The sequence below is a fragment of the Chryseobacterium sp. WG23 genome, assembly GCF_024586575.1.
In the GTDB taxonomy this organism is placed as follows: Bacteria; Bacteroidota; Bacteroidia; order Flavobacteriales; family Weeksellaceae; genus Chryseobacterium.
On record NZ_JALCZE010000004.1, the window covers coordinates 256,572 to 280,294 of the forward strand.

General features: G+C 35.3%; 23 protein-coding genes. 17 read left to right on the plus strand and 6 right to left on the minus strand.

Features of this window, described 5'->3' with window-relative positions; genetic code table 11:
* Nucleotides 1-47 precede the first annotated feature (47 nt).
* From tilS to MP477_RS08205, 6 genes are all read left to right on the plus strand, one after another.
* Complete coding sequence (gene tilS / locus MP477_RS08180) at nt 48-1,397, plus strand: tRNA lysidine(34) synthetase TilS (RefSeq protein ID WP_257189968.1); 1,350 nt, start codon at nt 48-50, stop codon at nt 1,395-1,397.
* Nucleotides 1,387-3,453: a thioredoxin family protein gene (locus MP477_RS08185; protein WP_257189969.1), complete on the plus strand. Its 2,067-nt coding sequence runs from the start codon at nt 1,387-1,389 to the stop codon at nt 3,451-3,453. The genes tilS and MP477_RS08185 overlap by 11 nt, the downstream gene beginning before the upstream one ends.
* Before the next feature lie 149 nt (nt 3,454-3,602).
* Nucleotides 3,603-5,141 (plus strand): T9SS type A sorting domain-containing protein, encoded by a 1,539-nt coding sequence (locus MP477_RS08190; protein WP_257189971.1) that lies wholly within the window; start codon nt 3,603-3,605, stop codon nt 5,139-5,141.
* 197 nt (nt 5,142-5,338) lie between these two features.
* On the plus strand, nt 5,339-5,857 hold the full coding sequence (locus MP477_RS08195; RefSeq protein WP_257189973.1) for a biopolymer transporter ExbD: 519 nt from the start codon (nt 5,339-5,341) through the stop codon (nt 5,855-5,857).
* Nucleotides 5,858-5,961: 104 nt separating this feature from the next.
* The gene (locus MP477_RS08200) at nt 5,962-6,744 is read left to right on the plus strand and encodes an alpha/beta fold hydrolase (protein WP_257189974.1); all 783 of its coding nucleotides are present in this window, start codon (nt 5,962-5,964) and stop codon (nt 6,742-6,744) included.
* 148 nt (nt 6,745-6,892) lie between these two features.
* Complete coding sequence (locus MP477_RS08205) at nt 6,893-7,705, plus strand: patatin-like phospholipase family protein (protein WP_257189976.1); 813 nt, start codon at nt 6,893-6,895, stop codon at nt 7,703-7,705.
* Between the two features lie 17 nt (nt 7,706-7,722).
* Here the strand turns inward: MP477_RS08205 and MP477_RS08210 are convergent, their stop codons facing one another.
* Together MP477_RS08210 and MP477_RS08215 are read right to left on the minus strand one after the other, a co-directional pair.
* The gene (locus tag MP477_RS08210; protein WP_257189977.1) at nt 7,723-9,315 is read right to left on the minus strand and encodes a T9SS-dependent choice-of-anchor J family protein; all 1,593 of its coding nucleotides are present in this window, start codon (nt 9,313-9,315) and stop codon (nt 7,723-7,725) included.
* Between the two features lie 72 nt (nt 9,316-9,387).
* Nucleotides 9,388-10,404, minus strand: a complete 1,017-nt coding sequence (locus MP477_RS08215) for a bifunctional oligoribonuclease/PAP phosphatase NrnA (RefSeq protein WP_257190084.1) — start codon at nt 10,402-10,404, stop codon at nt 9,388-9,390.
* Between the two features lie 237 nt (nt 10,405-10,641).
* On the opposite strand from MP477_RS08215, the gene rpmH reads away from it, so the two are divergent.
* Both rpmH and MP477_RS08225 read left to right on the plus strand, forming a co-directional pair.
* Nucleotides 10,642-10,800 carry a 50S ribosomal protein L34 gene (gene rpmH, locus MP477_RS08220; protein ID WP_039365072.1) on the plus strand — a complete coding sequence of 53 codons (159 nt, stop codon included), beginning with the start codon at nt 10,642-10,644 and terminating at the stop codon, nt 10,798-10,800.
* Between the two features lie 153 nt (nt 10,801-10,953).
* Nucleotides 10,954-11,664: a cell division ATP-binding protein FtsE gene (locus MP477_RS08225; protein ID WP_047488760.1), complete on the plus strand. Its 711-nt coding sequence runs from the start codon at nt 10,954-10,956 to the stop codon at nt 11,662-11,664.
* A gap of 46 nt (nt 11,665-11,710) precedes the next feature.
* Here MP477_RS08225 and MP477_RS08230 read toward each other — a convergent pair whose 3' ends face one another.
* The 3 genes from MP477_RS08230 to MP477_RS08240 are packed head-to-tail and all read right to left on the minus strand — an operon-like array spanning nt 11,711 to nt 14,449.
* Entirely contained in the window at nt 11,711-12,409 is a 699-nt protein-coding gene (locus MP477_RS08230) for a methyltransferase (protein ID WP_257189983.1), read from the minus strand.
* On the minus strand, nt 12,409-13,863 hold the full coding sequence (locus tag MP477_RS08235) for a HAMP domain-containing sensor histidine kinase (protein ID WP_257189984.1): 1,455 nt from the start codon (nt 13,861-13,863) through the stop codon (nt 12,409-12,411). The genes MP477_RS08230 and MP477_RS08235 overlap by 1 nt, the downstream gene beginning before the upstream one ends.
* Nucleotide 13,864: 1 nt before the next feature.
* Nucleotides 13,865-14,449, minus strand: coding sequence for a riboflavin synthase (locus MP477_RS08240; RefSeq protein ID WP_230037449.1), 585 nt, complete (start codon nt 14,447-14,449; stop codon nt 13,865-13,867).
* Between the two features lie 48 nt (nt 14,450-14,497).
* Here MP477_RS08240 and pdxA point away from each other — a divergent pair, with 48 nt between their 5' ends.
* The 9 genes from pdxA to MP477_RS08285 all read left to right on the plus strand — a co-directional run bounded on the left by pdxA (nt 14,498) and on the right by MP477_RS08285 (nt 22,914).
* A complete protein-coding gene (gene pdxA / locus MP477_RS08245; protein WP_230037447.1) occupies nt 14,498-15,589 on the plus strand; it encodes a 4-hydroxythreonine-4-phosphate dehydrogenase PdxA in 1,092 nt (363 codons plus the stop codon).
* An 84-nt stretch (nt 15,590-15,673) separates the two neighbouring features.
* Complete coding sequence (locus tag MP477_RS08250; RefSeq protein WP_230037445.1) at nt 15,674-16,204, plus strand: DUF177 domain-containing protein; 531 nt, start codon at nt 15,674-15,676, stop codon at nt 16,202-16,204.
* Between the two features lie 67 nt (nt 16,205-16,271).
* The gene (gene rpmF / locus MP477_RS08255) at nt 16,272-16,475 is read left to right on the plus strand and encodes a 50S ribosomal protein L32 (protein WP_007843326.1); all 204 of its coding nucleotides are present in this window, start codon (nt 16,272-16,274) and stop codon (nt 16,473-16,475) included.
* Between the two features lie 126 nt (nt 16,476-16,601).
* Nucleotides 16,602-17,084 carry an acetyl-CoA carboxylase biotin carboxyl carrier protein gene (gene accB / locus MP477_RS08260; protein WP_230037443.1) on the plus strand — a complete coding sequence of 161 codons (483 nt, stop codon included), beginning with the start codon at nt 16,602-16,604 and terminating at the stop codon, nt 17,082-17,084.
* 98 nt (nt 17,085-17,182) lie between these two features.
* A complete protein-coding gene (accC, locus tag MP477_RS08265) occupies nt 17,183-18,538 on the plus strand; it encodes an acetyl-CoA carboxylase biotin carboxylase subunit (RefSeq protein ID WP_230037441.1) in 1,356 nt (451 codons plus the stop codon).
* A gap of 364 nt (nt 18,539-18,902) precedes the next feature.
* Entirely contained in the window at nt 18,903-20,153 is a 1,251-nt protein-coding gene (gene rocD / locus MP477_RS08270) for an ornithine--oxo-acid transaminase (protein ID WP_230037439.1), read from the plus strand.
* Nucleotides 20,154-20,155: 2 nt separating this feature from the next.
* Nucleotides 20,156-20,953 carry a DUF5672 family protein gene (locus tag MP477_RS08275; protein ID WP_230037437.1) on the plus strand — a complete coding sequence of 266 codons (798 nt, stop codon included), beginning with the start codon at nt 20,156-20,158 and terminating at the stop codon, nt 20,951-20,953.
* Nucleotides 20,954-20,955: 2 nt separating this feature from the next.
* Nucleotides 20,956-21,954, plus strand: coding sequence for a hypothetical protein (locus MP477_RS08280; RefSeq protein WP_257189990.1), 999 nt, complete (start codon nt 20,956-20,958; stop codon nt 21,952-21,954).
* A gap of 6 nt (nt 21,955-21,960) precedes the next feature.
* Nucleotides 21,961-22,914, plus strand: coding sequence for a glycosyltransferase (locus tag MP477_RS08285; protein WP_257189991.1), 954 nt, complete (start codon nt 21,961-21,963; stop codon nt 22,912-22,914).
* 16 nt (nt 22,915-22,930) lie between these two features.
* Here MP477_RS08285 and MP477_RS08290 read toward each other — a convergent pair whose 3' ends face one another.
* Complete coding sequence (locus MP477_RS08290; RefSeq protein ID WP_257189992.1) at nt 22,931-23,722, minus strand: class I SAM-dependent methyltransferase; 792 nt, start codon at nt 23,720-23,722, stop codon at nt 22,931-22,933.
* Between the last annotated feature and the right edge of the window lies 1 nt (nt 23,723).

The following is a 23,723-nucleotide window of genomic DNA, read 5'->3' on the forward strand; positions in this document are numbered from 1 at the left end:
ATTGAATTATATCGGTTATCTTTGCATAAAAGAAATTCTCAACGTATATGTTGAAAAAAACAAGCTTTAAAAATCAATTGGAAAACCTCGTTGATCAACCTGAAAAACACTCCTACCTTCTGGCGGTGAGCGGAGGAGCAGACTCTATGGTTCTGGCCTCATTATTTCAGGATTTACGGGACAATGGGCAAGATAAAAACTGTGAAATACAGATCGCTCACATCAATTATAAACTTCGTGATGAAGATTCAGATCTTGATCAGAAAGTTGTTCAGGATTTTTGTGAGAAAAATCATATAAGGTTTCATCTGTATGAAGTTTCTGAAAAAGATAAAAAACCGGACCACTCTATTCAGCTTTGGGCAAGAGAACTCCGTTATCATTTTTTTAAAGAAATCCGGAATCAGGAGAAGCTGGAATTTCTTGTTACCGCACATCATCTTAATGATCAGCTGGAAACTTTTATCATTAATCTGTCCAAAGCATCTGGCATTAATGGACTGAGCGGTATTCCTTCTCATGACAATAATATAATCCGACCACTTTTAAATTTTTCCAAAAAAGAAATTTACCAGTTTGCCAAGGAAAACCATATCGAATTCCGTGAGGATCTCTCCAATAAAAAAAGTGATTATTTAAGAAATAAGATCAGAAACGAAATCGTTCCCAAACTATTGGAAACCAATGATCATTTTCTTGAAAATTTCAAAAAGAGTTCTTCTTATCTGAATCAAACTAAAGATTTTGTTCAGAAACAGGTGGAAGAAATAGAAAATAAGCTTTCTCTATTTAACAAAGACTACAAAATTTTATCAAAAGAAAAGCTGGATCGGGAAAGTGACTTTATAAAGTTTGAAATTTTAAAAAAATATGGATTTAATCAGGAGGAAGAAATCCCTAAAATTTTTACTGCTGAAAACAACAGCTCTTTTTTTTCAAAAGAATACCAATTGATCGTTAACCGTGATGAATTGATATTTCTCGACAGGAATAAAGAACAGAAGTCTACAGAGGAAGTTATCCTGATTTATCATTTTAATTTTTCTGAAAAACAAATCAATATTAACCTTAAAAATACTATTGAAGACATTGATGGAATCAATAAGGATTTTGAATGGGATTTTGATGCTGAAAAACTTCAGTTTCCATTGCGCCTGAGAAAGCAACAGGATGGTGACGAGTTTTACCCTATTGGTTTTTCAGGAAAAAAGAAAGTTTCTAAATTTTTTAGGGACGAAAAATTATCTATTTTAGCGAGGCAAAAAATTTGGATACTGGCTGACAGCAATAATTCCGTACTTGGAATACTCCCTTTCAGGCAGGACAGAAAATATACTAAGGATGAGAAAACAAAATGGAGTCTCAAAATTTTTAATGAAACGAAAAATGAAATTTAGAAATTGGTTTTTATTAATTCTACTATTTTTAGCGACGGGAATTAATGCGCAGATAAAGAATCCTGTAAAGTTTAAATTCACCATCAATGAACTGGGAAATAACCAGTATGAAGCGGTTTTAAATGCCACCATGGAAAAAGGCTGGCATATCTACTCAAAAGATTTACCGGAAGACACCGGAATTCCTACTGAGTATAAAGTTTCAGGAAAAAATATTGAACTGATCGGAAAATTTACCGAGGTGGGTAAAAAGCATGAAGAGTTTTCTGAGGCTTTTGGAGGAACTATTGTTTTTTACTCCAATTCAGCAGGGTTCAAACAAAAATTCAAATTAAAAGATCCTGCAAAACCAGCCGATGTTACTTCTGAGATTACGTATCAGACTTGTGACGACAGGGTTTGTTTAGCTCCCAATACTTTAGAATTCAATCAAAAACTAACTCCGAAAGGAGCCACTGAAGAGGCTGTTGAAGAAACACCTGCAGCAGTAAAAGACTCGGTGAAAACAGTTGAAAAAGTTACCGAAAATCCTCCAAAACAAGAAGTTACCGTTTCTGAAGTTTCAAAATTAGATCCTAAACAGCTAAAAATTGAAACATTGGATTTTAAAAATCCACTGACAGACTGTGGGACAGCATCTACACAGGTAGAAGAAAACTACTGGACATACCTGTTCTTAGGATTTATCGGAGGTTTAATTGCCTTGCTAACACCTTGTGTTTTCCCTATGATTCCTTTAACGGTTTCATTCTTTACCAAAGGAAATAAAGATAAAGCAAAAGGAAAAAGAGACGCTATTATCTACGGATTTTTCATTCTTCTTATTTTTGTCTTATTAAGTATTCCTTTCCATATCATTGACGGAATTGCCGGAAATATCTTCAATGAAATTTCTACAAGTGTATGGCTGAATATTGCCTTCTTTATCATCTTTATTTTCTTTGCCGGAAGTTTCTTCGGGTATTATGATATTACACTACCTAGTTCCATTGCCAATAAATCTTCTAAAGCAGAAGAAGCCGGAGGGATCATCGGAATCTTCTTTATGGCACTTACGCTGGTTATTGTTTCATTCTCTTGTACAGGACCTATTTTAGGAAGTTTACTGGGAAGTGCGGTAACAGGATCTTCCAATGTTCCTATGCTGCTGACTTTTGCACTAGCAGGATTTGGGCTGGCGTGGGCGATTGTTTTCGGGCTATTGGCTTTATTCCCACAAGCGTTGCAAAGTCTTCCAAAATCCGGAGGATGGATGAATACTGTGAAAGTTGTGTTAGGATTCGTAGAATTGGCATTAGCATTAAAATTCTTATCCAAGGCAGATTTGGTTTCCAAAACTTTCTTCCTGAAAAGAGAACTTTTCATCGCCATCTGGATTATTGTTGCTCTTGGGCTTGCTTTATATTTATTCGGGCTGATTAAGTTCCCGCATGATGATAAAAAACCAAAGATCTCGATCACCAGAAAGATTCTTGGAGTATTAGGTTTTGGATTTGTCATTTATCTGATCCAGGGATTAATTCCTTCTGAACGTCCGAAACTTCAGCTGTTAAGTGGTATTTTACCTCCACTGAACGTTAGCTATTTCCACGATGAGAAAGACGGAATTTTAGGAATGCATCCTGAGCATGATTTTTTCAAAGCTATTGAGCTTGCCAAAAAGGAAAACAAACCCATCTTAATTGACTTTACGGGATACGGTTGTGAAAACTGTAGAAAAATGGAAGAATTTGTCTGGAGTGAACCGGATATTCTGCCTATACTGCAAAACGACGTGGTATTAGCTTCTTTATATGTAGATGATAAAGAAGAGCTTCCTGAAGATCAAAAAACTAAAATAGACCTTGGGGAAGGACAGATTAAAAAAGTAAAAACAATTGGTGACAGATGGAGCTTATTCCAACAGGTTAACTTTAATAATAACTCTCAGCCTCACTATGTTTTAATAACTCCTGACGGAAAAGTGATTAATACCCCTGTTTCCGGATATATGCCAAAAGAGGATTTCAAAAAATTCTTAGAATGCGGAGTAGATTTCTTCAAGAAAAATAAATAGATTTTATTTCAAAATACACTAAAGCCTTATCAATTCATTGGTAAGGCTTTTTTTACACTTATTAGAAATAAATCAACACTTACTAAGTCGTTTTCATTAAGTAAAATCTTTTTCAATATATTTAGAAAACAATTCTAAATTAAACGCAAATGAAAAAGTTATTTTACATGCTGGCAGTCTTAGGCTGCTCTATTTCAATGTATGCCCAAGCACCCAATATCCAGTGGCAAAAATCACTTGGAGGAAGCAATCTAGAATGGGCAAAGTCAATTAAACATACTACCGATGGAGGCTATATTGTTGCAGGACATTCAAGTTCTACCGATGGAGATGTCACAGGAAATCACTCCGTTGGCCAACCTTATATGACTGATTATTGGATTGTAAAACTGAACAGTTCGGGAGATATACAATGGCAAAAATCATTGGGAGGCAACAGTATTGAAGAAGCAAACTCCATCCAACAGACAAATGATGGCGGCTATATTATCGCAGGAACAGCTGCTTCATCAGATGGAGATGTTACAGGAAGCCATGGGAGTTTTGATTATTGGATTGTAAAGCTTGATTCATCGGGAAATATTCAATGGGAAAAAACTTTCGGAGGAGGTGTTGTTGAACAAGCTTATTCCATTCAACAAACTACTGATAACGGCTATGTCATTGCAGGCTATACCAATTCTTCAAACGGAGATGTTACCGTTGCATATGGAGAAGAAGATTTCTGGATCGTCAAACTGGATCAAGCTGGAAATCTGCAGTGGCAAAAGTCGTATGGTAGCAATAGTAAAGACTACGCCTACTCTATCCAGCAAACTGCAGAGGGAGGCTATATCGTAGCCGGCAGTACAAACAGCACAATTGGAGGTATTTCTTATAGCGACTGTCTGATTATCAAGTTAAATTCGTCCGGAGATCTGCAATGGCAAAAAAAGATAGGCGGCAGTCATGATGATTACGCTACTGCAATAAAGCAAACCATGGACGGAGGCTATATTGTAGCAGGAAACAGTAATTCTACAGACGGAGATGCTACAGGAAATAGTAATTCACCCAATATTTGGATTTTTAAACTTAACAATACCGGAGATATTCAATGGAAACAGTTTCTTGGCGGAACCGGTTATGATGGGGCTTCATCTGTTGAATTAACATCAGATAACGGCTACCTTATTGGAGGGACCACAACAAGCTCAACAGATTTCACAGACAATTTTTATGTTGCCAAACTTAATTCAACAGGCAGTATTATATGGGAGAAAAGTTTAGGAGGAAGTGCTACAGATCAACTGTATTCAGCAATAGAAACAGCGGATGGAGGATTTATTCTTGCAGGTAATACAGACTCTAATGATGGAGATGTATCAGGAAATCATTCAGATGGTTTTTCAGATTTCTGGATTGTAAAACTTATACCTACCACAACATTATCTACTACGGAGATGAAAACAAACAGACCTATATCTTTCTTTCCTAATCCTGCCAAAGATTTTATTAATATCAGTAATCTCCCAGGCGGATCAGTTGTGACCATTACAGATACATCCGGAAGAAAGCTATTGTCTAAAAATTGTCATGAAGACAAAGTAATAATAAATACCTCTCAGCTAATTCCGGGAATTTATATGATTCAAATTGAAAATAAGGGAAAAATCATTTTAAATGAAAAACTAATCCTAAAAAGATAAACGCCATACAGTTAAAAATTCTTAAAGCCTTATGAAATTAAAATATCACAAGGCTTTTTCATATCAAATAATAATTAATTTTCACAAATTCATAGCATTTAAAAAATTTAGGTATAAACTTTGTATGAATTCAACCAAACTACGATCGAGTTTTAAAAGTTTTCATCAAATACCGTTTAACATTTAAAGTATTAATTATGGCTGAAGTAATCGCACAAGAAAAACAAGGCGGCAAGCAAAAAAAGAAATTAATAAGAGTTGATATGACTCCTATGGTAGATTTGGGGTTTCTACTGATCACTTTCTTTATGTTCACTACCAATTTCACAAAACCCAATGTGATGGATCTGGGACTTCCGGCAAAAGGAGATCCTCCTTCAGGACCTGTCGTAATGGATCAGAAAAACCAGGTAACATTCATCCTGGGAAAAGACGACCGGGTATTTTATCATCAGAGCAATGCGGCAGATTTAAATGCAAGCAACCTGAAAGAGACCGATTTCAGTGGGATAAAGATTTCAAAAATCATTGCTGAAGCATACAAAAATGCTCCTAAACCTGAAAACTTCACCGTCATTATCAAACCGACTGATGAAGCCAACTATAAAAATTTTGTAGATATGCTTGATAACCTTGCTATTGCAAAAAAGGAACGTTATGGCGTTGCAGATATCAAACCTTGGGAAACGAAGGTTTATAAAGACTTAGTTCAATAAAAGAGAAAGAGCATTTTAAAAATGCTCTTTTTTGTTTACATTTGAATCAGCAGCAGCATCCTAAGGACTCTGCATTATTTTTAACCTTTTATAATTTTGATATCATGCTGAATTTTGAAAAAAAAGGAAACGGAAAAGAAACTTTAGTACTCCTTCATGGTTTTATGGAAAACCTTTCTATATGGAGCGATATGGAACCTCATCTTTCTAAAGATTTTTCACTTTTAAAAATTGATCTGCCCGGCCACGGACAATCTGAAATTCTTGGTGAAGTTCACACCATGGAGCTGATGGCAGAGGAGGTAAAAAAAGTTTTGGATCATCAGAATCTAGAAAAAGTACATCTATTGGGACATTCTATGGGAGGGTACGCTTCATTGGCTTTTGCCGAGAAATATCCTGATTCTTTAAAAAGTTTAACGTTGTTCTTCTCCACCTATTTCCCGGATGACGAAGAGAAAAAGCTACAGCGTATAAAAAGCTACAGAATCATTAAGGATGCGTTTGCCCATTATGTAAGAGCGGGAATTCCCAATTTATTCAATCCTAATGAAAAAGATATCCTTGAAGGTAAGATTGAAATTGCCCTTGAGACAGCTCTTTCCACAAACAATTTGGGAGCATTGGCCTGCGTAAAAGGTATGGTAGAGAGAACTGACAAAAAACATATCATGGAAAACCTGGAAGCAAAAATACTGGTACTGGCAGGCAAGCATGACAATGCCGTAAAAACGGATATTACCATTAAAAATCTCCCGGACAGAACCAATATAAAATCTTATATAGTAGACTGTGGCCACAATGGCCATTGGGAAAAACCACGCATCTGTGCTGAGATCATCAACACTGAACTTTTACATAATCTTCCTAAAAAATTAGTGCTTTAAAAGCCTATGAAATCCACCATCTCCCTATCCTCACATTTTTAAGTTGTACAAAAGAAAAACATATTTCTACAGATAAAATAGATGATGACTGTGATGAGCCATAATCATTTATAAAAATCCTGTATATTAGTAATGCATAATTGACGCAATGGGTTTATTCTCGTTCAAAAAAAAGAAACCACCGGTTATCGGCCTTACTCTTTCAGGCGGAGGAATGCGTGGGATTGCACATATTGCTGTGCTTAAAGCACTGGAAGAATATAATCTGAAACCACAAATAATCTCAGGAACCAGTGCCGGTTCTATTATAGGGGCTTTCTATTCTTTTGGAAAAACCCCCGATGAGATGATGGAAATCGTCAAACAGACTTCTTTTTTTTCCCGGTCTTCTCTGAAGCTGTCAAAAAATGGAATTTTCAGTTCCAATTTTATTTTAAAACTTTTTAAAGATTATTTTCCTGAAGATAATTTCAATATTTTGAAAATACCGGTTTATGTTACCGCTACAGAAATGACCCACGGTATTGTTGATTTTTTCTCTGAAGGAGAACTTTTCGGGCCTCTGTTGGCTTCATCAAGCGTACCTTTCATCCTTCCCCCCGTAAGAATAGGAGACAAAATCTATGTAGACGGTGGTGTTTTAGACAATCTACCCATTGAACCTATTGTTAATAAATGCGATTTCCTGATTGCCTCCCATGTGAATTCAATAAGCTATGATGAATTAAAAAAGATGAGTCTGATGAAAGAATTTGACCGTATACTTCACTTAGCCATCGCAAAATCCGTGTATTCTAAAGTAAAATACTGCAATATATTTTTAGACCCTCCAAAAATGACAAAGTTCAGCCTTTTTAATAAGAAATACATGGACGAAATGTTTCAGCAGGTTTACGAGTATACCTGTATTGAATTAGAAGAAAAAGGATATAAAAAAAGCTCCCAGATTGAGAGCTTATAATATGACTGAATAAGTTATTATTCTTTAATCACTTTGAATGTCTGTTCAGAATCTGATGTCTTTACTTTTACCACATACACCCCTGATTTCAGATCATTTGTATTAACAGTGGCAATATTTCCTTTAACAGATTTCACCAATCTGCCTTCAGCAGAATAGAATGTTACTTCTGTTATTTTTTTATCAGCTGTAGTGATATTTAAAATATCTTTCATAGGATTCGGATATACAGCAAGTGCAGATTTAGCCTTAGTTTCATTAACGGCAAGTGTCCCTGGAGCCAAAACCATAATACTGTAATCTTCGGCCTGACCATAACCACCGGTTCCTGAAACAGCAGCAAGACCGGTTCCTGAAGAATAACACGGACTTAAATAGAATGTTGTTCCCGTTGCATAATTTTTTTTCACTCTCATTCTTGTTTTTCCTAATGTAGCAGTGGCAGGAACAACAATATTTCCAGTCGCTGTTATAGCATCAATACCTGTAGAGTTTGTTATGGTTACCGCAGTTCCTGCGGCCCCGAAATAGACTTCTCCTGCATCCAGGAAATCTCCATCCTGGTTCCAGTCTATATATACTACAATCTTCGTAGCATTATTCCCGTCTGTATTCCCTTTAAATGTAATAGGATAAGTTCCTCCCTGCTCTACTGAGGCTACTTTATTAACAAAATTTTCATGAGAAGGGCTTGTAAGTGCCTCTGAAGAAGTATTGGTCATATCACTTAACTTAACTGAGGTAATTGGCTCCACTCCACTGGTGAATAATAGGTTACCAAAGCAGTAAGGGGCAAATGAATCCCCTGTTACAAAACTATTTGTCTGGCAGGCAACCGCTACACCTGCTGCATTTTTTGCTACTACTTTCCAATAATAAGTAGTATTTCCTAACAAGTTATTAAAGTCAGCAAATAAATAGTTGCTTGAAACTAAAGTAGTAGGATTTGGATTGGTATCAAGATATACCTCATAGCTATCTACGGGAGCTCCGGAAGTTGGTGCGGCCCATGTTAATGTTACAGCATTGGGATTTACGCCTGTCTGTCCATTGCTTGGCGATACCAGTGTACTACAGTTAGGAACTGCAGTAGGAGCAGTATTACTGTTTATATTGTCAAATAACAGCCTGAACATGTCTGCAGAAGTAGCCTGAAAGCCAACATACACTGTCTGTCCTATATAAGCCGATAGATCGATAGAGAAGAAAGTCCATTTATTGGGTGCAGGAGCAACCGGAGTAAGAACTGTTGTGAACGCTGCTGCAGTAGCTGTTGTAGTGGATAGCTTAACGGCATAACTTTCTACATAATTCGGATCCTGATTTTTCACAAAATAAGTTAATCTGTCATTTACACCTGCCGTTACAGTAATTGCAGGCGTTACTAAATAGTCGTCATGAGGAGCCGCTGAATAATTAATTTGCGCAGCATTGGGTAACGAATACACACTTCTGGGAGCTCCCGGGCCAAATATAAATTCGTTGAGATCTCCTCCGTTAATGACGGACCAGCCAGCAGGTGCTGTAGTTCCCGCATCAAAGTTTTGAGAAAATTGCGCATGGGCCAAAAGCGGCAATGCAAGCAAGAATGCTAGTAATTTTGTTTTCATAATGGTTTGTTTTTTAGTGATTTACTTTCCTAAAGTACAATAAATTCAAATTAAAAACAAACTATTATTTAATTATTTTATATTCAAAAATTCTTCTTTTGATATATATTGCTTAAAATTTTCAATAGTTCCCGCCAATGAATCGTAAGATTTTCCACCTGCAGCATTAATATGACCACCTCCACTAAAGTATTTTCTGGAAAACTGATTGACATCTACATCATCCTTACTTCTGAAAGAAATCTTAATAAAGTTTTCATAAAGATCTTCCATAAAAAATGCAGCCATTTTTACTCCGGCAATGCTTAGTCCGTAATTTACGAAACCTTCCGTATCTCCTTTTTGGAAACCATATTCTTTAAGTTCATTTCTCGTAAGGCTTAAAACAGCTACCGTACCATCATTCACCACTTCTATTCTTCCAAGAATTAAAGCCAGAAGATGAAGACGGGAAACGGTATTGGTATCCCAGGTATTGGAAGTAATCATAGCAGGGTCTGCCCCTTTTTCTATAAGGTTAGCTATTATTCTATGGGTAGCAGCGCTTGTAGAACGGAAACGGAAGCCTCCTGTATCCGTCATAATCCCTGTGTAAAGACATTCTGCTACATCCTGGTTCACCAGTTTCTCATCTTCCATCACTTCAATAAAATGGTAGATCATCTGGGAAGTGGCCGGAATTATTGTATCAGAATATACATAATCAAATTTTTCAGGTTGCTGGTGGTGATCAATAAGAATTTTTTTTCCCTGCGCATTAATTAGCCAGTCTCCCAGCAACCCAATTCTTGATGGGGCATTAAAATCCAGACAGAAAATCACGTCAGCTCCGGCAATCATATCAGAAGCAAGCTTTTTCTTGTATTCAGCAATGATTACTTTTTTAGATTCCGGCATCCACTTTAAAAATTTCGGAAAATCATTAGGGACAATTACTTCAGCATGAATTCCTTTGGCTTTCAGATAATGTTTCAATCCCAGACTGGAACCAATAGCATCTCCATCCGGATTATAGTGGGTAAGAATAACTATTTTGTTTTCAGGTTTAAGTAATGTGTTGATTTCTAAAAGTTCTGCTGGTGTAAACATCGTGGTGTTTATTTTCGTTAAAATTAAAGTTTTCAAAGATAAAGCTTTTATATAAATCATTTAAATATTATTTTTGCACACAGAATTTCGTTTCTGATTAGGGATTTGTAAGTTTCTGATTAAAAAACATTTCAAAATAATTTTAAAAAAAGATAGTGAAAATTTGTAGCTTATAAAAATTTCTATATCTTTGCAACCTGAAAATAAATAGATTAATTACGATTTAAATATATAGTAATGAGTAAAAGAACATTCCAGCCATCAGAAAGAAAAAGAAGAAACAAACACGGTTTCAGAGAAAGAATGTCTACGCCAAATGGAAGAAGAGTTTTGGCTGCGAGAAGAGCTAAAGGCAGAAAGAGTTTAACTGTAAGTGCAGCACGCGCTAAGAGATAATTTCTACCTTATCATATACAAATCATGCTTGAAAAGATCTTTTTCAGGCATTTTTTGTTGTTAAAATTTACTAAAATTTAGGTTGTATAAACTTCTTTTTCTATTTTTAAAAGTTGAAAAATTTTGTTAGAAAACAGCCTTTAAAATTAAATTATGCCACATACAAATATCTCCGGAGACAATATCATAAGTTTACAACATGCAAAGATTGCACAAAAAAACTTTACTGTTCTTACTGATGTAAATCTTAACATTAAGAAAGGTAGATTCTGCTATCTTATCGGGAAAACAGGCTCCGGAAAAAGTTCACTTTTAAAAACCCTTTACGGTCACATTCCATTAGCATCGGGACATGGATCTGTTGTTGGATTTGAGCTGGCAAAGCTAAAACCTTCTGACATTCCAAACCTTAGAAGAAAATTAGGAATTGTATTTCAGGACTTCCAGTTACTTTCAGACAGAACTGTTGAAAAGAACTTAAAATTTGTCCTTGAAGCTACAGGATGGAATGATAAAGTAAAAATGGAAGACCGTATCAATGAGGTATTGGGCAGTGTGAACATGAAAAGCAAAAAGCATAAGATGCCACACGAACTTTCCGGAGGAGAGCAGCAGCGTATTGCCATTGCCAGGGCTTTACTGAATCACCCGGACCTTATTCTGGCGGATGAGCCAACAGGAAACCTTGATCCGGAAACATCTAATGAAATTATGACTCTATTAAAGCAGGTAGCCCTTGAAAATGGAGCTGCGGTAGTAATGGCAACACATGATTATCACATGATCCAGAACTTCCCTGGTGAAGCGATCCGATGTGAAGACGGAAAAGTTTCCGTACTGGACACTGCTGAGCTATTTGAATAAGCTTTAAAAATTTAAAAGTAAAGGATTTAAATACCAAGTTTAATTTCTAGCTTCTATTAAAAACATGAAACTCTTTGGTGAGTTCAAGATATTGGTCCGAGTATTGTCTCGGACTTTTTTCTATAGTAAAATCAGATTCTTCAAGATTTTTTTCCTGTAATGAGAATTCAAGAACCAGTCTTTTAACTTTTGAATTTTCAATGCCGGTAATATTGACCCTACGGCTTAAAAACAAAGAATTTTCTTTCGCAATCGAAGTGAATACCTCTCCGGCTTCACTGGGAATAATCACAGATAAAAGCCCGGTTTCGGATAAAAGCCCGGCTGCCTGGCTAATAAGCTGTTTAAAATTCAATTCCACCGTCTGGCGGGCCATCTTATCTTTATCTGATGCTGATTCTTCAAAATAAGGGGGATTGGAAACAATCAAATCAAATGATTCTTGTGTATCGAAAGATTTAAAATCCTGATGTATATTCCTGAGTCTTGTCTGAAATGGAGCATTTTTAAAATTGGTTTTTGTAAGCGCTACTGCATCTTCATTAATATCCAGTCCTAAAAAAGCAGCTTTAGGATTTCTCTGCGCCAGCATCAAAGTAATCAGCCCGGTTCCCGTCCCGATCTCCAATACATTTGAAGCCTTCTCAACATCGGCCAGCACACCAAGCAAAACACCGTCTGTTCCTACACGAAAGACGTTTTCAGACTGCTGAATTTCAAACTGTTTAAATTTAAAAGATTTCACTATAAATTGGTAGGCAGTGTAATAATGAATGTTGATCCTTTCCCTACTTCGGATTTCACGGAAATTTCCCCTTTGTAGTCTTCAATCATCTTTCTAACCATAGATAAGCCAAGTCCCATCCCACTGTTTTTAGAAGTAAAATTAGGTTCGAAAATACGTTCATACATATTATCGGAAATTCCTATCCCATTATCCTGAACAGAGATCATAACTCTTCTCTGATGCTGTTCCACATCAACATTAATAATTAATTTTCTATCTTCACTCTCTGCCTGCTTAGCATTGGTTACAAGATTAGTGATAATTCTGGAAAGGTAAATCCTGTCCATACTGATCATGATATTACTCTTATTAGCATGCATAAAAACACTGTCGTCATTGAAAACACGTAATATATCTTCAACTTCAGTATTCAGGTTGATTACCTCATTATTTTTTTCAGGAAGCTTTGCAAATTCTGAGAATGCAGAAGCAACTGTGGCAATTAAGTCGATCTGATCTACCACCGTTTTACTCATCTGTTTTACTCTCTCTCTTATATTTGGATCTTCCGGATCAAATTTTCTTTCAAAATTCTGGATGGTAAGCTTCATAGGAGTAAGTGGATTTTTCACCTCATGGGCCACCTGTTTTGCCATTTCTCTCCAAGCTTCTTCCGATGCTTTGAAACGAAGTCTTTCTTTTTGATCCTGAATCTGCAGAATCATTCTGTTATAAGCTCTGGCTAATGCATTAAGCTCATCATTTTTATAATATCTGATGGGCCGCATTTCATTTTCAAACAATGTAATACGCGTAATCATATCGGAAAACTTCGTAATTGTTTTTGCAAGGCTGTTAGAAGTCACCCAGCTAATCCAAATACTGAATAAGATAAGGAATATATCTACTAAAAGGATGTATTTAACATACTGATGGAGAACATCCAGATAGGCAGATACATTATGATATAAAGGAATATAAACTATCCCTACGGGTTCAAGCTCATTATTTTTCAACAGAAGATAGGAAGAAGTAAGCTTGGCATCTTTAGAAGCGTCATATCTTGTCATATCTACTCTGGCGTCAGTAGATAAAATTTTATTGATGATTTCTATAGGAATCGTTTTCTGCTCAACCAGGCTTTCATCTTTATTGGAAAGCACATAATTTCCTTTCAGATCATAAATAACAATATCATGCTGGTTGATATCTGCTATTTCAAAAATTTTATTTCCTAAAACATTCGGCAGATCTTCCGTTTTCACAAGAGTACGGCTAACAGCATAATCCAGATACCTCATAACAGCATTGGTTTTCTCCTGCATGTCAATATTACTCTGTTGTAAAGAATTATTCCTTAAAACAAAATACGGAACAAGCGAAGTTGCCACAACACTTAAAAAGCATACCAACAGGAAACCGAAAAACACCCGGTTCCTTAAGCTATATCCTTTATACTTATTTATTGACATCCTATTTTTTAATTAACCTAGCAATATACTTACCAATGATGTCAAATTCTAAATTTACCTGATCACCTATTTTTAAATGGTTCATATTTGTAAATTCCCAAGTATAAGGAATAATAGCTATAGAAAACTGTGAATCTTCACTTTTTGCAACCGTAAGGCTGATTCCGTTTACCGTGATTGAGCCTTGAGGTACGGTCACGAAATTACCGTCTGCTTCATATTGAATGGTAATAAAATAACTGCCATCTTTGTTTTCAATATTGACTACCTCTCCTGTTTTATCTACATGTCCCTGAACAATATGGCCATCTAATCTTCCGTCCATTTTCATGCAGCGTTCAAGATTAACAACAGTTCCCAGCTCCCATTTTCCAAGATTGGTTTTTTCTAAAGTTTCATTGATAGCGGTAACAACATATTGATCATCCTTAATCTCAACCACAGTAAGGCAACAGCCATTATGGGCCAGGCTCTGATCAATTTTCAGTTCGCTTGTAAAAGGGCAAGTTAAAGTAAAATCTATATTGCTTCCTTTTTCTTCAATCTTCTCAATAACACCAACTGCTTCAATAATTCCTGTGAACATATTATTTTTTGCTAAATTTGTAAATTATAATCTTCAAAGATAATCAAAATGAGCCCAAAAAACCATAAAGTACGAGTAGGAATTTCAATCGGTGATTTCAACGGCATAGGCCCGGAGATCATTATGAAGTCTCTGAAAGACAAAACCATTACGGATTTTTTCACCCCTGTAATTTTTGGTTCGGGAAAATTATTCACTTATCAGAAAAATATTTTCAAGCTTAATCTTAACTTCAACTATGTTAATGAAGCCTCTCAAGCCCAGGAAGGAAAACTTAATATGGTGAATCTGACAAAGGAGAATGTCAACGTAGAATTAGGAGTTCCCACAGAAGAATCCACAAAAATGGCCATTGATTCTTTGGAAGCAGCTACTGAAGCATTGATGAAAGGAGATATTGATGTTCTGGTAACCGCTCCTATCAATAAGGATGAAATGGTGAAAATGGGATTCAAACATACAGGACACACCGGATACTTTGAAGAAAAATTCAGCAAAAAGGGACTGATGTTTCTGGTAACTGAAGATTTAAAAGTAGCCGTTTCTACACACCACATTCCTATTGCCAAGATTGCAGAAAACATCTCTAAAGAGAAAATAAAAAAACAAATCAGAGTACTAAATCAAACCCTGATTGAAGATTTTCAGGTTCAAAAACCTAAAATTGCTGTTTTGGGGCTTAACCCGCATGCTGGAGATGGTGGTGTAATAGGAAATGAGGAAATTGAAATCATTGCTCCTGCTATTAAAGAACTTTCTGATAACGGAGTATTAGCATTCGGGCCTTTTCCTGCCGACAGCTTCTTCCAGCCAAGTAAATACAAGAACTTTGATGCCGTTTTAGCAATGTACCACGATCAGGGATTAGCCCCGTTCAAAACATTAGCTTATGAAGAAGGCGTAAACTATACCGCGGGACTTCCTTATATAAGAACTTCTCCGGATCATGGAGTTGCTTACGATATTGCGGGGAAAAATATTGCTGATGAGCAAAGTTTTACCGAAGCTATTTTCACTGCTATTAACGTTTTCAAAAACAGAAATGAATACAGCGAATTGATGAGCAACCGCCTTCAGCCAAGAAAAATGGTTTCAGACAACGGAGTGGATGAAGATCTTCCTGATGAAACTGAAGCTTAAATCCCTAAAATAAGTTTTAAATTAATTTGTTTTAGATTTTATTTGTTATTATAAAAAAAATGCATATTTTTGCACACTCATTTTATGGACAAGTTAAGAAACTATGACGTAAGCTTTTCCGGACTTAAAAACGGAAAACACGAGTTCAGGTTTGAGATCGATAAAACGTTCTTTCAATTATTTGAAACTGAGCAGGAATTTACAAATCCTAGAATAGCAGTGGATGTCTTACTGGATAAGCACACTACGTTCTTGGAATTTGTGATTAAAATCCATGGATTAGTTGAGCTGGTTTGTGATATTACAAATGAAGACTTTGACTATTCTATTGAGAATGAGATCAAGATCCTGGTAAATTTCGGAGAAGAATATGATGATAGCAATGAAGATGTTATTACCATTCCTTCCGGAGAGCATGCTTTCAATGTAGCGCATTTGATATACGAAAATGTAATGCTATCCATTCCGATGAAAAAGATTTCACCTCATGTAAGTGATGAAGATCTTAAAGTATTAGACCAATTCAGCCCGAAAGAAATTGAGGAAACTGAAGAGGAAGAACATAAAAGTGACCCTAGATGGGAAGCATTGAGAAAATTAAAAGATAAAAATTAAATAAAATAATTTAAATATGATGAGATGATGAATCTCATCGCTCATCAATTAAAAAAGTTATTACAAAATGGCACATCCAAAGAGAAGACAGTCGTCCACAAGAAGAGATAAGAGAAGAACTCACTACAAAGCTGTAGTTCCTCAATTGGCTAAAGATGCAACAACAGGAGAGCTTCACCTTTACCACAGAGCTCACTGGCATGAAGGAAAACTTTACTACAGAGGTAAAGTAGTATTGGAAAAAGAAGTAGCAACTACTGAAGAAAACTAATCGAGGGATTTTCAAAAAAACCTCATTTTAATACAAAAAACCGCCCAATTTTAATAAAATTAGGCGGTTTTTTATTGTTTTTTACGTTTTTTTGGTATCTTTGACCCAAAATCAAATATCAAATTTATGGACATTAAAGACATACAAAATCTTATTAAGTTTGTATCTAAGGCTGAGGTTTCAGAAGTAAAATACAAAACTAAAGATTTCGAAATCACTATTAAAACTCCATTAGCTGGAAGCGACGCTGTATATGCACAGCCTGCAGTTTACCATACTGCACCACAAGCGGTAGCTGCACCGGCACCCGTTGCAACTCCAGCTGCTGCAACTTCTGAAAAAGCTGAGGCTGCTTCTGATGACAGTAAATATGTAACGATCAAATCTCCAATGATCGGAACTTTCTATAGAAAACCATCTCCTGATAAAGATGTATTTGTAAATGTAGGTGATGAAGTTTCTGCCGGTAAAGTAGTTTGTGTAATTGAAGCCATGAAATTATTCAACCAGATAGACTCTGAAATCAGCGGAAAAATCGTTAAAATTTTAGTTGACGATGCTACTCCTGTAGAGTATGACCAACCCTTATTCCTAGTGGATCCATCTTAATTTTAGAGTTAGATGTTAGACATTAGATGTTAGATTAAATTCTACATTAAAATAACATTATCTAATTTTCAAATTATCTAATTTTCAAATTGAAGAAGATGTTCAAAAAAATATTAATAGCCAATCGTGGCGAAATTGCAATGCGTATTTTACGTACATGCAAAGAAATGGGAATCAAAACTGTAGCAGTATACTCTACTGCTGATAAAGACAGCCTTCACGTAAGATTTGCTGACGAAGCGGTTTGTATTGGTCCTGCAATGAGTAAAGACTCCTATCTTAAAATCCCTAATATTATTGCTGCTGCGGAAATTACCAACGCTGACGCCATTCACCCTGGTTACGGATTCTTATCTGAAAACGCTAACTTTTCAAGAATTTGTCAGAAAAACGGCATCAAATTTATTGGTGCCTCTCCTGAGCAAATCGAAAAAATGGGAGACAAAGCCAATGCTAAAGCTACCATGAAAGCAGCGGGTGTACCTTGTGTACCCGGTTCTGACGGTTTGATCGAATCTTATGAGCATGCTGTAAAAGTTGCTGAAGAAACGGGGTATCCGGTAATGATCAAAGCAACAGCTGGTGGTGGTGGAAAAGGGATGAGAGCCGTTTGGAAAGCCGAAGACCTTAAAGATCACTGGGAGTCTGCAATTCAGGAAGCCGTGGCTGCGTTCGGAAATGGAGGTATGTACATGGAAAAGCTGATTGAAGAACCTAGACATATTGAAATTCAGGTAGCGGGTGACCAGTTTGGAAAAGCTTGTCACCTTTCTGAAAGAGACTGCTCTGTACAGAGAAGAAATCAGAAATTAACTGAAGAAACTCCTTCTCCGTTCATGACAGATGAACTTCGTGAAAAAATGGGTGATGCTGCTGTAAAAGCTGCAGAATTTATTGGATATGAAGGTGTGGGAACTATTGAATTCCTTGTAGACAAGCACAGAAATTTCTATTTCATGGAAATGAATACAAGAATCCAGGTAGAACATCCTATTACCGAACAGGTAATTGATTATGACCTGATCAGGGAACAAATTCTTCTTGCTGCAGGAACTCCTATTTCAGGAATCAATTATTATCCAAAGCTACATTCAATTGAGTGCAGAATCAATGCAGAAGATCCTTACGCTGACTTCAGACCATCTCCGGGAAAAATCACAGGATTAAATATCCCTGGCGGACACGGAATCAGAGTAGATACTCACGTTTATTCCGGATATAGTATTCCATCTAATTATGACTCTATGATTGCTAAGCTTATCACTACGGCTCAAACCCGTGAGGAAGCTATTGCTAAAATGAAACGTGCATTGGAAGAGTTCTATATTGAAGGAGTAAAAACTACAATTCCTTTCCACAGACAACTGATGGATAATGAAGATTATCTTGCAGGAAACTATACTACAAAATTCATGGAAGATTTTGTAATGGATAGAAAATATGATAATCACTAAGATTATTTTAACAATATATTGTAAAACTGCCTCTTATCGGAGGCAGTTTTTTTATTTGGAAAAAGTAATTATGTAAAAAATCATCAATTCCGAACCATATGCTTGAGCATTCGCACCTAATTTTTTGAAGCGGTCTATACACTAATTTCCAGAGAATTTTTTGCTTATGTTTATAAGGAATATTTGAAGTATCTGATCTATTTTGGCTATTCATAAGAAACCGTGAAGATGTTAAGATAAATTCAACCTTTAAAAACACCTCAATGAGCTTCAAAATATGCTTTTAATTATTGCCACGCAGCATATTATCCTAATATTTATTCATCTCATTAATATTGCTTAAATTTGCCAAAAAGCAAAACATATGTCAACAGCAGAAAAAACAAAAAACTCACAGTATTTTATTGACCTTGAAGACAAACATGGAGCCCACAATTACCATCCTCTTCCAGTAGTTCTGGAGCGTGGAGAAGGCGTTTTTGTTTGGGATGTAGAAGGCAAGAGGTACTATGATTTTCTTTCAGCATATTCTGCTGTGAACCAAGGACATTCTCATCCTAAAATTGTTGAAGCTTTAGTAGAACAGGCTAAAAAACTGGCTCTGACTTCAAGAGCTTTCTACAACTCCAGATTAGGAGAATATGAAGAAAAAATCACCAGCCTTTTTGGGTTTGACAAAGTCCTTCCTATGAACTCTGGGGCTGAAGCTGTGGAAACAGCAGTAAAGCTTGCCAGAAAATGGAGCTATGAGGTAAAAGGTATTTCAGAAAATGCAGCTAAGATCATAGTTTGTGAAAATAATTTCCATGGAAGAACCACTACTATTGTTTCTTTTTCCAATGATCCGGATGCCAACCAGAATTACGGTCCTTTTACACCAGGGTTTATCAAAATTCCTTACAACGATGTTGCTGCATTAGAAGAAGTTCTGACCAGAGAAGCCGGAAATATTGCAGCATTCTTAGTAGAGCCTATTCAGGGAGAAGCCGGGGTATATGTTCCGGATGAAAATTTCCTTAAAAATGCGTCTGAAGTATGTAAAAAACATAATGTCCTTTTTATTGCAGATGAAGTACAAACAGGTATAGCCAGAACAGGAAAACTCATTGCATGTCATCATGAAAATGTACAGCCGGATATTTTGATCTTGGGAAAAGCACTTTCAGGAGGAATGTACCCAGTATCAGCTGTTTTGGCCAATGATGAGATCATGAATGTTATTAAGCCTGGACAACACGGTTCCACATTTGGAGGAAATCCAATCGCCTGTGCAGTAGCCGTAGCAGCATTAGATGTAGTAGCGGATGAAAAATTATCTGAAAGAGCAGAAGAACTTGGTCAGCTTTTCAGAGCTGAAATCAATAAGCTTATTGAAAAAACAGACCTTATTACAAAGGTAAGAGGAAAAGGTCTTTTGAATGCCATATTGATTAATGATGGCCCTGAAAGTTCTACGGCATGGAACCTTTGTTTACAATTAAAAGAAAATGGACTATTGGCCAAGCCAACGCATGGTAACATCATCAGACTTGCTCCACCATTGGTAATTACAGAAGAGCAATTACTGGATTGTGTGAAGATCATTGAAAAAACTGTATTAGAATATTCAAAATAACTTTGGTAGATATTATTATTCCAATATATAAAGAAATACCTGATCGCGATGATTTGATAGCACTCAATCAGGTATTTCATATTTTAGGAAGTTACAAAATCACTTTTATACATCCTGAAAGTCTTTCTCTTGATGCCTATAAAGATTTTAATGCTTCATTCATTAGTTTTGACGAACATTATTTCAAAAATATTTTTGGATACAATCAACTCATGATGAATGTGAATTTTTATAAAAGTTTTTCAGAAAAATATATACTAATTTATCAATCTGACTGTTTTGTATTTAAAGATAATCTTATAAATTGGTGTAAAAAAGACTACGATTATATTGGTGCTCCCTGGATACGAAGTTCAGAACATATTCCTTTATTAAAATTATTTTTTGATAAAACCATTGCAAAACTTAAGGCAGCGGTCAATTTTAAAGGGAATGGAAAATGGCAAAAAGACAAATCTCTTCTTTATAATGCTGTAGGGAATGGAGGACTGTCTTTAAGAAAGAGAGAAAAGTTTATAGAAGTTCTTGAAAAAATTCCAGAAGTAGCAAAAATTTATTTAAAATCTGAAAATACAGGGCAATTTTACGCCGAAGATGTGTTTTTTAGTATCGAGCCTGAAAGAAATGGTATAATTTTTTCTAAACCTAATTATAAAGAAGCCTGTCTTTTCTCCATTGAGAACAAACAGGAGAAAGCAATGAACATCAATAAAGGAGAACTTCCTTTTGGCTGCCATAGATGGAATAAGGAGAAAGATTTCTGGAGACCTTATTTTTCAAAAGCAGGATATTCAATATAACAATGAAGGACTTTAAAGATAAAAGTATCATATTAGCTGTTCCCAATCATTTTGGGCTACCAAAGGTTTTTAAAAAGAACCTTGAGTATCTTGGTTTTAAGGTTTTTACTGTAGAACATGATTGTTCACAGGTAAAATTGAGCGCTGAAGAGTCTTTAATTCATATTTATAAAAAGGCATTCAGTAATAACAGGACCTTTAAAGCCAAAATGTTAGCCGAAAAAAAGGAACAACCACAACTGTTTTTTCTTGATAAAATCAGCCATGCAGATTATGCCCTGGTAGTACGTCCTGATCTGTTCAGTAAAAATGTTCTGGCCAAAATTCAGAAAAAAAGCACTTACACTGTAGCTTACCAATGGGACGGAATGCAGAGGTTTCCTTTAGCAGAAGATACCATACAATATTTTGACAGCTTTTTTGTATTTGATGAAAGAGATACCATCAGATATCCGCAGACAAAGCATATCCATAATTTTTATTTTGATTATCTGCCAGAAAAATCCGAAATAAAGCAGGACCTTTTCTTCGTAGGGACTTTTATGAAGGATCGTATTGAAGAGCTTTGCAATCTTTCTATATTATTTCAGGAAAAAAATCTGAAGACCAATATCAATGTAATCTATACTAAAGAAAAACATATCAGAAAGTATCAGGAGTATCCTATTAATTTCACAAGAACCGGAATGAGTTTTGAGGAAAACATGAAAAATGCCAAGTCTTCAAGAATTATTCTTGATTTTCAAAACACGATCCATAAAGGACTTTCTTTCAGAGTTTTTGAGGCTGTAGGATACAGAAAAAAATTAATCACCAATAATGAATTGGTAAAGGAATATAGCTTTTATAATTCTAGTAATATATTTCTGCTGAATGATCACAATATGTCTGACATCACCCATTTCCTGGCTGATGATTATATTGGATCTTCTGATGAGATTTATCAGAGATATTCATTCAGTAATTGGATCCAAATTTTATTCAGTCAAATTAACAAATAAGGCTCCATGAAAACCTCAGTTGCTCTTTGTACCTACAACGGAGAAAAATATATAAAATACCAGCTCGATTCTATTTTGAACCAAACCGTTCCAATAGATGAAATTATTGTATGTGATGACGGCTCTACCGATTTTACCATTTCTATTTTAAATTCTTACCGGGAACAATACCCCTCTATTTTCAAAATCTATACTAATGAAAATAATCTTCGCAGTGTAAAGAATTTTGAAAAGGCAATTTCTTTATGTAATAATGATATCATATTTCTAAGTGATCAGGATGATATATGGGCTGATCATAAAGTTAAGGTACATTTAGATTATTTTAAAAAGCATCAGAATATAAAGGTAATAGCTACAAATGGCTATTGCATCAACGATAATGGTGAAAAAAAAGAAATGTATTCTTTCTGGGATCTTCCTGTCATTGCAAACTCAACGGATAAAAACTTCAGTATAAAAGGCACCCTTTCTAAAATTACAAATATTGCAACTGGAGCATCAATGTCATTAAGAAAGTCTTTTTTAAACGAAATTATACCCATTCCGGATTCTGAAGGTCTTCATCATGATGAATGGATTGCTTTTATTGCTGCTCAAAAAGATTCTTTCGCAATGCTTGATGAAAAACTTTTCTATTACAGAATTCATAAACATCAACAAATTGGAGGTGTATTTTTTGATAAAAATGACAGGTCTTTATTATTTCTTAAACGCACCTTCGGGCTCATTCAGGATTTTAAAGGTTTATCCAAATATATAAAGCGTCTGACCAGCAGCTATAAAAAAAATCTGCTCTATCTTCAGCTTCAGCCCCAACATCATGAAATGATAAAAAACAACATCAAAGAAATTGAAAAAATATATGCTGAAAAAGTAGAACTGATCAAGACCAGATATCCTGTAAGATCACAAATATTATTTATTCTTGATATTTTCAAAAACAAAAGGAGATTGTAAAACCTCCTTTTCATTTTTATAATTTCGTTGTAGTAAAGACAATATTATTATCTCCTAAAATTCCTTCGATAATACTTCTCTTTTTACTAACTTTTACTTCAAATCCCATAGCTTTTAATTTCTTTTGCATTTCTTTTGCAAAGACTGTATACACCAGAATACCTTCATCACTTCTTATAGGATCACCGTGATATTCCTGCTTCATAAGATGGACAATCTCATTATTATCATCTAAGAACGCTCTAACCTCATCATTTTCTTTATCTTCATAATAAGGTACTGTAAATACATGCGACCCTTTGTTCAGTATTCTATGGACTTCACTAAATGCTTTATAAGGATCCGGAATATGTTCAAAAACCTCTGTTGAAACAATTAAATCAAAGGTATTGTCATCCAATGGAATATTCATCAAATCAACATTAAGGATCCCATTCTGTTCATTACCATACGTTTCATATGGACCGAAATATTCACTACACACATAATTATTAATGTGTTTTAAATAATGATGAAGAGCTCCATTAGATTCTACATTATAAATCTTCAATCCCGAATCTTTTTTTATTTTCCTCAAACTATTATAAGAGGTTTTATTCTGTTTATTGACCAATTCTAAAATTTCCTCAGCCAGATGTCTTTTTCTGGAGTTTGAGCTACATTTCTTACATGTTGCATCCTCCCTTAGATTATTTGTTTTTATCTTTATTTTCCTAATGCTTCCACAAACATTACAAAATATAAAGCTAAAACCTATTTTAATTAATTGCTTCTCTACAAATTCATTCATAACTTCTAAAAAATTCAAA

What these genes read in the sequence shown, in the direction of transcription:
- MP477_RS08225 (WP_047488760.1), top strand. Translation starts at nt 10,954, where the DNA reads ATGCCACATACAAATATCTCCGGAGACAATATCATAAGTTTACAACAT.
- MP477_RS08190 (WP_257189971.1), top strand. Translation starts at nt 3,603, where the DNA reads ATGAAAAAGTTATTTTACATGCTGGCAGTCTTAGGCTGCTCTATTTCA.
- MP477_RS08240 (WP_230037449.1), bottom strand. Translation starts at nt 14,449, where the DNA reads ATGTTCACAGGAATTATTGAAGCAGTTGGTGTTATTGAGAAGATTGAA.
- pdxA (WP_230037447.1), top strand. Translation starts at nt 14,498, where the DNA reads ATGAGCCCAAAAAACCATAAAGTACGAGTAGGAATTTCAATCGGTGAT.
- MP477_RS08205 (WP_257189976.1), top strand. Translation starts at nt 6,893, where the DNA reads ATGGGTTTATTCTCGTTCAAAAAAAAGAAACCACCGGTTATCGGCCTT.
- MP477_RS08210 (WP_257189977.1), bottom strand. Translation starts at nt 9,315, where the DNA reads ATGAAAACAAAATTACTAGCATTCTTGCTTGCATTGCCGCTTTTGGCC.
- MP477_RS08195 (WP_257189973.1), top strand. Translation starts at nt 5,339, where the DNA reads ATGGCTGAAGTAATCGCACAAGAAAAACAAGGCGGCAAGCAAAAAAAG.
- accB (WP_230037443.1), top strand. Translation starts at nt 16,602, where the DNA reads ATGGACATTAAAGACATACAAAATCTTATTAAGTTTGTATCTAAGGCT.
- MP477_RS08285 (WP_257189991.1), top strand. Translation starts at nt 21,961, where the DNA reads ATGAAAACCTCAGTTGCTCTTTGTACCTACAACGGAGAAAAATATATA.
- MP477_RS08280 (WP_257189990.1), top strand. Translation starts at nt 20,956, where the DNA reads ATGAAGGACTTTAAAGATAAAAGTATCATATTAGCTGTTCCCAATCAT.
- rocD (WP_230037439.1), top strand. Translation starts at nt 18,903, where the DNA reads ATGTCAACAGCAGAAAAAACAAAAAACTCACAGTATTTTATTGACCTT.
- rpmF (WP_007843326.1), top strand. Translation starts at nt 16,272, where the DNA reads ATGGCACATCCAAAGAGAAGACAGTCGTCCACAAGAAGAGATAAGAGA.
- MP477_RS08250 (WP_230037445.1), top strand. Translation starts at nt 15,674, where the DNA reads ATGGACAAGTTAAGAAACTATGACGTAAGCTTTTCCGGACTTAAAAAC.
- tilS (WP_257189968.1), top strand. Translation starts at nt 48, where the DNA reads ATGTTGAAAAAAACAAGCTTTAAAAATCAATTGGAAAACCTCGTTGAT.
- rpmH (WP_039365072.1), top strand. Translation starts at nt 10,642, where the DNA reads ATGAGTAAAAGAACATTCCAGCCATCAGAAAGAAAAAGAAGAAACAAA.
- MP477_RS08235 (WP_257189984.1), bottom strand. Translation starts at nt 13,863, where the DNA reads ATGTCAATAAATAAGTATAAAGGATATAGCTTAAGGAACCGGGTGTTT.
- MP477_RS08185 (WP_257189969.1), top strand. Translation starts at nt 1,387, where the DNA reads ATGAAATTTAGAAATTGGTTTTTATTAATTCTACTATTTTTAGCGACG.
- MP477_RS08200 (WP_257189974.1), top strand. Translation starts at nt 5,962, where the DNA reads ATGCTGAATTTTGAAAAAAAAGGAAACGGAAAAGAAACTTTAGTACTC.
- accC (WP_230037441.1), top strand. Translation starts at nt 17,183, where the DNA reads ATGTTCAAAAAAATATTAATAGCCAATCGTGGCGAAATTGCAATGCGT.
- MP477_RS08215 (WP_257190084.1), bottom strand. Translation starts at nt 10,404, where the DNA reads ATGTTTACACCAGCAGAACTTTTAGAAATCAACACATTACTTAAACCT.